The sequence below is a fragment of the Bifidobacterium jacchi genome, from assembly GCF_009078285.1.
Lineage (GTDB): Bacteria > Actinomycetota > Actinomycetes > Actinomycetales > Bifidobacteriaceae > Bifidobacterium > Bifidobacterium jacchi.
This window is the reverse complement of record NZ_RQSP01000007.1, coordinates 57,251-64,887: the sequence shown is the minus strand read 5'-3', so window position 1 is coordinate 64,887 and position 7,637 is coordinate 57,251. Positions and strand designations below refer to the sequence as shown.

Sequence of the window (7,637 nt, the reverse complement as noted above, 5' to 3'; positions counted from 1 at the left end):
GTGGTGTTCTTGAGGCGCAGATGCTTGACGAGGAGGCCGACGGTGACGAAGTCGCGGTAGGGCAGTCCGTTGGCGATGTCGTGCATGTCGGCGGGAACGTCGGCGTTGCCGCCGTCGGTGTTGCTGCCGTCGTTGATTGCGTTGACGAGATCCTTGACGGGCATTGACGAGATGAACTGGTCGGCGGCGAGCTCGGTGCGCTCTCCGGCGGTGTTCTGGTAGGTGACGGATGCGATGTGGCCGTCCTGCTGGCGGATGGCGACGACGTTGGCGTCGGTGATGACGCGTACGCCGTTGTTGCGGCAGTTCTCTTCGACGGTTTCCCACAGCTGGCCGGGGCCGAGTTTGGGATACCAGAACTCTTCGATCAGCGAGGTTTCGACTTCCTTGTTGGAGCGCTTGCGGGGGCTGAGCTTGGCGAAGGCGTTTTTGAGGACGCCCATGATGCTCAGGCCCTTGACGCGCTGCGCGCCCCAATCGGCGGAGATCTGCGAGGGGTGCCGGCCCCACAGCTTTTCGGTGTAGCCTTCGAAGAACATGGAGTAGAGCTTGCGGCCGAAGCGGTTGATGTAGAAGTTTTCGAGATTGTCTTCGGGCAGCTTGTGGATCATCGACTTGAGGTAGCTGAAGCCGGCGACCATGGTGAGTTTGAAGCCCATCGCCTTGAGCGTGTTGGAGCTCAGCGAGATCGGGTAGTCGAAGAATCGGCGATTCCAGTAGATGCGCGAGACGCGGTGGCGTTTGAGCATGACCGCGTCGGTCGTTTCGGGATCGGGACCGCCCGGCTCCATGTCGTGTTCGCGACCGAGCTTCTTGTCGTCGTAGGATGGCGCGCCCTGCAGCGGCAGGGTGTTGCGCCACCAATCCATGATGCGATCGTCCTTGGAGAAGAAACGGTGTCCGCCGATGTCCATGCGATTGCCATGGTATTTGACGGTGCGCGAGATGCCGCCGAATTCATGGGTCGCTTCGAGCAGCGTCACATCGTATTGGCTGGAGCCGTCGTTCTTGACAAGCTCCCACGCTGCGGTAAGGCCCGCAGGGCCGCCGCCGATAATCACCACGGATTGTTTCTGCGTCACTTGAGGTCTCCTTGCAATCAAAAATCAGCGATAGTCTATCGTATGTGTGGACAATGCACGCCGAAGCGGCATATTTCCACACATTTCCTCTTCGCTTGCATTGCCTGCGAGATGCCCTGCGAGGTGCCGCGAGACGGTGCCCTGCGAGTCCTGTAAGGCGGTGTCAGTGGATGTCGTCGGGGATGTCGATGTCGGTCTTCTGCACTTCCTCGACGTTGACGTCCTTGAAGGTGACGATACGCACGTTCTTGACGAACCGGGACGAACGGTATACGTCCCACACCCACGCGTCAGTCAGCTGCACGTCGAAATAGACGTCCTGCCCGGCCGAACGCACGTTGAAATCGACCTTGTTGGCAAGGTAGAAGCGGCGTTCGGTCTCCACCACGTAGGTGAACAGTTTGATGACGTCTCGATATTCCTTGTACAGGGCCAGTTCGGCGTCGGTCTCGTAGTTGTCCAGATCCTCGGCGCTCATCACGCTCCTTCCGTTTCACGTTTGCGTCCTCGCCCAAGATTACGCCACCATGCGTCCTTGGACGATTTGCGTTCCTGCTGGCCGTACGGCCAGGCGCTGTCGTCCGCTATCGGATCGGTGCTGGCGCGCTGCGGGGCGGGGTTGGCGTCGGCGCTGGTGTGCTGCGCATTCCTGTCTGCTGTCGCCAGGCGGGCATCGGCATCGGCGTGGCGCGTCGCGAACATCGCTGCGACTGCGTTTTCCGTATGATCGGCGGGCGCGCTCGCATTGGGGTCGCCGGCCAATCCGATATGGGCGTAGGCCTGCTGGCGGCTGCGATCGGTCGCTGCGGCGGTTCGCTCGGATGCCGACTCCGGCGCTCCGCCAGCTGGCGTGGTGGCGGATGCTGCGATGTTGTTCTGCTGCCGGATCGCAATGGAGTGTTCGCGCGCGCTGAGCGCCTCCTGCATGCCGGGATTGTCCTCGATCACATGCATGCCGAATGCGTCGAGCGATCGAATCGGATCGTATTCGTCGACCAGCGTGTCGAGAACGATCAGATCCTGATATTTGCCGTCGTCGGCATCCCACAAAGCGTCGCGCGACGTGCCGGATTTGACGAATCCAAGCGATTGATAGACGGATAGCGAACGCGTGTTCTTTTCGGGAACGGCGACCCAGATGCGATGCATGCCGAGCCCGGCCGGGTTGGCGGCGAATCCGTAGGTCATGACGCGCGGCATCATGTCGCGCGAATACCCGCGGCCGCGATAGTCGTGCCCGAGCACCACCTGAATGCGCGCGGAGCGGGACCATCCGTCGATGTCGATGAGGAAGATCATGCCGATCACATTGTCGGTGGACGAGGCGTCCGTGCGACCGTCGTCGTCATGGTCGGCGTCAGTCAGCACCGCCCAGGCGATGGTGCGGCGGGCTTCCGGGTCGCCCACGCCTGATTCGGAGGCGGCGAGGCCCTGCGTCCATGCGACGGAGCGGCGGACCCAGGCGTGGACGACGGCGCGTTCGGCCTGTGCGTCCTTGCCGGTGATGCGGGCGGCGTTGTAGTAGGCATCCAGTTCATCCAGACGCGGCAGATCCTCGATCGTCGCCGGACGCAGATGCACCATTTCGCCTTTGATCGGCGGAATGACGATGCGCGGCGGCAGGTCGCGCGACTCCTTGTGTGCAAGCGGTGTTTCGACGTTTCCAGACATTGCTTCGTTCCTCAAACTGATGCGTTTCCAGTGATGCGTTTACAGTCGCTACAGAAGCTATCCTACTTGCCTTACCGTTCACTGAAAAGATTCCGAGGGGTGTTGCGGCGATGAGCTTCGGATGTTGACGATGTCAGGTTTCGGATGTCGGGTTGTGATTGTCTGGTTGCGGCGGTGGTCGGCGGCGGCGGGCGGCTGCGATGGGCGGCTGCGATGGGCGGCTGTGGCAATGTGCAGCGGAAATGCAAAGCGGGCGGCTCCCTGCTGGAATCCGCCCGCTTTGCATCGCCGCGACCGCCGCGATCATTGCATCAACGGCGAAGCGGCGATTATTGCGCGATCTACTTGATCTTCGACATCACGATCTTGGTGACGGCCTTCGCGTCGGCCTGGCCGCGCGTCGCCTTCATCACCGCGCCGATGATCACGCCCATCGGCTTCATGTTGCCGCTCTTGAGCTTCTCGACCACGTCGGGGTTGGCCGCAAACGCCGCGTCCACGGCCGATTCGATCGCGCCGGAATCCTCGACGATCTTGTAGCCGTGCTTGGCGACGACCTCGTCCGGCGTGCCTTCCCCGGCGAGCACGCCGGCGACGGTCTGCTTGGCGAGCTTGTCGTTGAGCTTGCCGGATGCGATGAGCTTCTCGACCTCGGCCACATCGGCCGGAGTGATCGGCAGCTCCTCAAGGGTGACGCCCTTGGCGTTGGCCTCGCGGCTCAGCTCGCCCAGCCACCACTTGCGTGCACCGGTGGCCTTGGCGCCGGCCTTGACGGTGTCCTCGATCAGATCAAGCGCATCGGCGTTCAGAATGTCGCGCAGCTGCAGATCGGTGAGGTTCCACTCGGCCTTGAGGCGGTTGCGGCGCTCACGCGGCATCTCCGGCATCTGCGCCTGCATCTCGTCGATGTGCTCCTTGGTGATGTGCAGCATCACCAGGTCAGGGTCCGGGAAGTAGCGGTAATCGTCGGCGTCGGACTTGAGACGGCCACCGGCGGTGGTCTGCGTGGCCTCATCCCAGTGGCGGGTCTCCTGCAGGATCTCCTTGCCCTCATCGAGGCGCGCGGCCTGACGGCGGATCTCGTACTGGATCGTCTTCTCGATGCCGCGGAACGAGTTCACGTTCTTGGTTTCGGAGCGCGTGCCGTACGGGGCGTCGGCGGACGGGCGCAGCGACACGTTGACGTCGGCGCGCATGTTGCCCTGTTCCATGCGGGCGTGGGAGATGCCCAGCGCGCGCACGATGTCGCGGATGGCGCGCATGTACGCGCCCGCGATCTCCGGCGCGCGGTCGCCGGCGCCCTCGATCGGCTTGGTGACGATCTCGATCAGCGGCACGCCGGCGCGGTTGTAGTCCACGAGGGAGTGGTCGGCACCTTCGATACGGCCGTCGGCACCGCCCACGTGGGTGTTCTTGCCGGCGTCGTCCTCGATGTGTGCGCGCTCGATCGGCACGCGGAAGACGGTGCCGTCCTCCAGCTCGACATCGAGGTATCCGTTGCCGTTGGTCGGCTTGTCATACTGCGAGATCTGGTAGTCGCGCGGCATGTCCGGGTAGAAGTAGTTCTTGCGGGCGAACTGGCTCCACTCGTTGATTTCGCAGTGCAGCGCGAGACCCAGCTTGATCGCGTAGTCGACGGCGGTCTTGTTGACCACCGGCAGGCTGCCCGGCAGACCGAGGCTCACCGGGGTCAGCTGCGTGTTCGGCTCGCCGCCGAAGTGGACTTCGGCCGGGCAGAACAGCTTCGTCTTGATGCACAGTTCGACGTGCGTCTCCAGGCCGAACACCACATCGTATTTCTTGGTGGCATCGGCGTACTTCATCAGTTTTTCAGCCATGATGTTGCTTTTCTTTCCTTCCGATGCTTGGCGTCACTTGGCGGCGTCGAGGCCGTCGAGCCACGGAGTCTTGAGGTTCTGCCAGATCGGGCCGCCCCAATCCTCGTCAAGCGCGGCTTCGAGCGCGGCTGCGGGCTTGTACATGACCTCGTCGCGCTGCTGCGGGGCGATGAACTGGAATCCGACCGGCAGACCGTCGTCGGACAGACCGGCCGGAATCGACATGGCGGGCACGCCGGCGAGGTTGGCCGGAATGGTGGCGATGTCGTTCATGTACATGGCCAGCGGATCGTCCATCTTCTCGCCGAACTTGAACGCGGTGGACGGGCTGGTCGGGGAGACGAGCACGTCGACCTTCTCGAACGCGTTGTGGAAGTCGCGGATGATCAGCGTGCGCACCTTCTGCGCGGAACCGTACCATGCGTCGTAATAGCCGGCGGACAGCGCGTAGGTGCCGAGGATGATGCGGCGCTTGACCTCGTCGCCGAAGCCGGCCTCACGCGTGTAGGCCATCATGTTGGCGGCGGTCTGCGGCACGCCGGCCGGCGGCATGACGCGCAGGCCGTAGCGCATGCCGTCGTAGCGGGCCAGGTTGGAGCTGACCTCGGACGGCATGATGATGTAGTATGCGCCGAGCGAATACTCGAAGTGCGGGCAGGAGACCTCGACGATCTCGGCACCCATGTCCTGAAGCTTCTTGACGGCCTCGTTGAAGCGCGCTTCGACGCCAGGCTGGAAGCCTTCGCCGCCGAGCTCCTTGACCAGACCGACCTTGAGTCCCTTGAGATCGCGCTTGGCGCCTTCGCGCGCGGCGGCGGCCATCGGGCGCGGGCCCTCCGGGATGGAGGTGGAGTCGCGGCGGTCGTTGCCGCCGATGATCTCCTGAAGCAGCGCGGAATCGAGCACGGTACGCGAAACCGGGCCGATCTGGTCGAGCGAGCTCGCCATGGCGATCGCACCGAAACGGCTCACGCCGCCGTAGGTGGGCTTGACGCCCACGGTGCCGGTCAGGGCGCCGGGCTGGCGAATCGAGCCACCGGTGTCGGTGCCGAGGGCGAGCGGCGCCTCAAACGCGGCCACCGCGGAGGCCGAGCCGCCGCCGGAGCCGCCGGGCACGCGCTCGGTGTCCCACGGATTGTGGGTGGTCTGGTAGGCGGAGTGCTCGGTGGAGGAGCCCTGCGCGAACTCGTCAAGGTTGGTCTTGCCGAGGATCGGCATGCCGGCCGCCTTGAGCTTTTCGATGACGGTCGCGTCGTACGGCGGCACCCAGCCTTCGAGAATCTTCGACGCGGCGGTGGTTTCGATGCCCTTGGTGACGATCATGTCCTTGATCGCGATCGGCACACCGGCGAGTTCCGGCAGCTCGGCCTTCTCTTCGGCTGTTTTCGCGTCGAAGGCGTCGGCCTGCTCGCGGGCAACGTCGCCGGAGACCTTGAGGAACGCCTTGATGGACGGCTCGGCGGCCTCGATCACGGCGAGATGCGCGTCGACCAGCTCACGGCTGGAGACATCGCCCTTGCGGATTGCCGCGGCCTGCTCGGCGGCGGACAGCTTGACGAGTTCGTTGACTGCGGTAGTGGCTGTATTGACTGTAGTGGTCATGGCGGTTCTCACTCCTCGCTTCCCAGAATGCGCGGCGCGACGAACATGCCGGCCTCGGTCTTCGGGCCGCCGGCAAGAGCCTCGGCCTGAGTGAGCGGTGTGACGGGCACGTCGGGGCGCAGATAGGCCTCCAGCGGCACGGGGTTGGCGGTGGGCGGAACGTCGTCGGACGCGACCTCCTGCACCTTGTTGATGGAGTCGGCGATGACGTTGAGTTCGCCCTGAAGGCGGGTGATCTCCTCATCGGTGAGCGCGATTCGGGCGAGATCGCCCAAATGCACGATTTCTTCGCGTGTGAATGTTGGCATGGGCCTAACTATACGTGCGGTTTGTGACACGCAGGGCCATGATGCTCAGGCGGTGGTTCGGTTGATGGGAGGTCGGCTGTAGAGCGGTGGGCAGTCAACACTTTGGGTGGACTTCAGGTCGCCGACCACCGGTGAAATGCGTGCGAAACGGACCGCTTGCCGTTGTCGGCCGCTGCCGCGTCTCGCTTGACGCTGTCTGATGCTACTTGACGTCGGAGCGCCGCACAGCGATCACTCCGGCGATATAGACGATCAGCGCCCACGCCAGCAGAATCAGGCCCGACTGCCACCAATTCGGCGTGAACACACCCTCGGTCGGGCCGAAGCTCATGCCGGTCGCCCCCGCGACGGCATTCAACCCGGTATCGGATGACGGGCCGGCGAGGAACGCCGAGGATGCACTGTCCGGCAGGCAGTTGATCACCGAATACACCCAGTTCATCCGTTCGCCGGCAAGCGTGGTCATACTCAGAATCGACGGCACGATCATCAGCAATCCGATCACGGTGAGGATGCCGCCCACCGTGGAGCGGAACAGTGCGCCAAAGCCAAGCGACAGCAGCGCGGTGGCGGCGATGACCGCGGCGCCGCCCAGCAGCGCGATGATCGGCAGCGCGCGTTGGCTGTCCGCAAGCGGCGTCGTGGTAAGGCCGGCGAACAGAGCCGTCGCGATGCCCCACGACAGCAGCAGTCCGATCAGCGACGATGCGAATGCCAGCAGCACGGTGACCAGCGCCTTCGCGTTCATGAACATGGCGCGTCGCGGATTGGCGGTCAGCGAGGCCTGAACCGACAGCGTCGAATATTCGGTGGTGATGGACATCACGCCGAAGACGGCGATCACGATCATGCACATGCTTACCGAAGCGGTGACGGATTGCCAGAGCAGCGCGCCATTGATGAACGCGGGCTGGCCTGCATTGTCGCCGTTGGCGCTGCGCGTGGCGAAGAAGACGAGCGCCCATGCCATGACCGCGGTGCCGGCGGGCAGCAGCAGCGTGTTGATGATGAGCAGCACCCATGTGGAGACGAGGCTGAACGCCTTGATGAACTCGCCGCGCACCGCGCCGAAGAACGTGAGATGCGGCTGGTGGGGCTGGTGGGTTCCGTGGTGGTGGGGTTGCTGGGTTTGGGGT

The 7,637-nt window shown here is 64.0% G+C and carries 7 protein-coding genes; all 7 read right to left on the bottom strand.

The window, feature by feature from the left end; genetic code table 11:
* On the bottom strand, nt 1-1,082 hold a 1,082-nt coding region (locus EHS19_RS03460), incomplete at its 3' end, for an FAD-dependent oxidoreductase (RefSeq protein ID WP_241677052.1).
* 163 nt (nt 1,083-1,245) lie between these two features.
* A complete protein-coding gene (locus EHS19_RS03455) occupies nt 1,246-1,560 on the bottom strand; it encodes a DUF2469 domain-containing protein (protein ID WP_003838651.1) in 315 nt (104 codons plus the stop codon).
* Nucleotides 1,560-2,753, bottom strand: a complete 1,194-nt coding sequence (locus EHS19_RS03450; RefSeq protein WP_151916397.1) for a GNAT family N-acetyltransferase — start codon at nt 2,751-2,753, stop codon at nt 1,560-1,562. The genes EHS19_RS03455 and EHS19_RS03450 overlap by 1 nt, the downstream gene beginning before the upstream one ends.
* Nucleotides 2,754-3,094: 341 nt before the next feature.
* On the bottom strand, nt 3,095-4,591 hold the full coding sequence (gene gatB, locus EHS19_RS03445; RefSeq protein ID WP_151916396.1) for an Asp-tRNA(Asn)/Glu-tRNA(Gln) amidotransferase subunit GatB: 1,497 nt from the start codon (nt 4,589-4,591) through the stop codon (nt 3,095-3,097).
* A gap of 33 nt (nt 4,592-4,624) precedes the next feature.
* Nucleotides 4,625-6,193: an Asp-tRNA(Asn)/Glu-tRNA(Gln) amidotransferase subunit GatA gene (gene gatA / locus EHS19_RS03440; protein ID WP_151916395.1), complete on the bottom strand. Its 1,569-nt coding sequence runs from the start codon at nt 6,191-6,193 to the stop codon at nt 4,625-4,627.
* An 8-nt stretch (nt 6,194-6,201) separates the two neighbouring features.
* Nucleotides 6,202-6,501, bottom strand: a complete 300-nt coding sequence (gene gatC, locus EHS19_RS03435) for an Asp-tRNA(Asn)/Glu-tRNA(Gln) amidotransferase subunit GatC (protein WP_055427486.1) — start codon at nt 6,499-6,501, stop codon at nt 6,202-6,204.
* A 202-nt stretch (nt 6,502-6,703) separates the two neighbouring features.
* Nucleotides 6,704-7,637: ABC transporter permease (locus EHS19_RS03430; protein WP_175578274.1), on the bottom strand; the 934-nt coding region annotated here is incomplete at its 5' end.

Excerpts from the sequence above, each read along its gene's own strand:
- EHS19_RS03455 (WP_003838651.1), bottom strand. The coding sequence starts at position 1,560 with ATGAGCGCCGAGGATCTGGACAACTACGAGACCGACGCCGAACTGGCC.
- gatC (WP_055427486.1), bottom strand. The coding sequence starts at position 6,501 with ATGCCAACATTCACACGCGAAGAAATCGTGCATTTGGGCGATCTCGCC.
- gatB (WP_151916396.1), bottom strand. The coding sequence starts at position 4,591 with ATGGCTGAAAAACTGATGAAGTACGCCGATGCCACCAAGAAATACGAT.
- gatA (WP_151916395.1), bottom strand. The coding sequence starts at position 6,193 with ATGACCACTACAGTCAATACAGCCACTACCGCAGTCAACGAACTCGTC.
- EHS19_RS03450 (WP_151916397.1), bottom strand. The coding sequence starts at position 2,753 with ATGTCTGGAAACGTCGAAACACCGCTTGCACACAAGGAGTCGCGCGAC.